Below are 1,619 nucleotides of genomic sequence, written 5' to 3'. Positions count from 1 at the left end.
TAAAATGGACCCCAGAAAGTGGACACGTCATTAAAACTATTTAGGCAGTATTTTTGCAGCAGATTCAAGACGTGGACACGAAATGGGCAGTAAAAAAATATACTTTCCAGGAAATATCTATTACATTTCCGATATGTGGACACAGATTAGGCTGTCTTTGCTGGTATAATGAGCAAAGGGGGGAATCTGTATGAATCCAAAAAGAAAACCAAGCTACACAAGCGAGCAAATCGAAGTGATTGCTCAGAATCCGTATACACATTCTATCACTCCACATAGGATGACGTTTACTCTCGAATTTAAGGAGTTCTTTGTTGATCAGGTGAAGAACCATGGTCTTACTGCGCCAAAGGTCCTAAAAGCTGCCGGATATGATCCCAAGATGTTTTCAAGAACGACAATTGATCACTTACGTAAAAAAGTTCTTGCAGAGGCAGCTTCTCCTGAAGGCTTACAACCTCCAAGAGGTCTGTCACAGGCTGATCGCATCAAGGCCTATGCCAAAAAGGATCTAAGCACTCAGAGAACATCGACATCAATTAAGGAGATGCAGCAAAGAATCGTTCATCTTGAGCAGCAGGTTGAGTTTTTAAAAAAAATTCAAAATATATATCTTCATCCTCCAAAGAATTAGCACATCATAAGGAATATATATTTGAAGCCATTCAAAGAGAGGTTAGTTCCAATGCCAGTTGTCTGGACGTAAAAGAGCTCTGTGAACTAGCAGGTGTATCACGCTCCGGCTATTATCGCTATATATCAGAGACAGCATCCCAATACCGTATCCACAGCGAAGAAAAGGATCTTCAGGATTTTGCTCTTATAAAGCAGGCATATGACTACAGAGGATATGCCAAGGGATATCGGAGCATATGCATGAGGTTGATCAGAATGGGCACTCCTATGAACCATAAAAAGGTCATCAGGCTTATGCAGAAGTATGGTTTAAAGTGTCCTATCCGAAAGGCAAATCCCTATAGGCGGATGGCAAAAGCACTTAAGACAGATGCTATTGCCCCGAACCTTGTAGACCGTAAGTTCAAGAGCTATGGGCCACGCCAGGTATTATTAACAGATATAACATACATTAGATTAAAGGATACATTCTGCTATCTATCAGTCATCATTGATGCTTATACAATGCAGGTCCTGGCCTTCCAACTTAGTGAATCACTTGAAGTAGACTTTGTACTTGAGACAGTGCTTCAACTAATGAGAAATCATTTATACTCTTTGAATGCTACAACCATCATCCATAGTGACCAAGGCTGCCACTACACGAGTGTTAAGTTCAGAGAACTTATCAAAAACTCACTTCTCAGGCAATCCATGTCCAGAAGAGGAAATTGCTGGGATAATGCTCCACAAGAGAGCTTCTTCGGACATATGAAGGATGAACTTGACCCTTATATAAAGGCCTGGGAGGCATTTGATGATGTCCAGTACAGAATAAATGACTGGATCAATTATTATAATAACGATAGGTATCAGGTGCAGTTGCAAGGAATGGCACCAAATGAATACTATCACTATAAAGTAACCAATCAACTACCATCAGCATTGACAATGAAATACAGCCCAAAATAATTGCGTGTGTCCTTGACATGGGGTTCACTTTA

Annotated in this window: 2 protein-coding genes; both read left to right on the top strand. The window is 40.5% G+C overall.

The window, feature by feature from the left end; genetic code table 11:
* Positions 1 to 190 precede the first annotated feature (190 nt).
* Complete coding sequence (locus G589_RS0117550; RefSeq protein WP_026523015.1) at positions 191 to 634, top strand: HTH domain-containing protein; 444 nt, start codon at positions 191 to 193, stop codon at positions 632 to 634.
* On the top strand, positions 610 to 1,587 hold the full coding sequence (locus G589_RS0117545; RefSeq protein WP_051192562.1) for an IS3 family transposase: 978 nt from the start codon (positions 610 to 612) through the stop codon (positions 1,585 to 1,587). Before G589_RS0117550 ends, G589_RS0117545 begins: the two co-directional genes overlap by 25 nt.
* The last annotated feature ends 32 nt before the right edge of the window (positions 1,588 to 1,619 follow it).

The sequence above is a fragment of the Butyrivibrio sp. VCB2001 genome, from assembly GCF_000423965.1.
In the GTDB taxonomy this organism is placed as follows: Bacteria; Bacillota; Clostridia; order Lachnospirales; family Lachnospiraceae; genus Butyrivibrio.
Note: the sequence above shows the minus strand (reverse complement) of the source record. Positions and strands in the feature narration are given on the sequence as shown.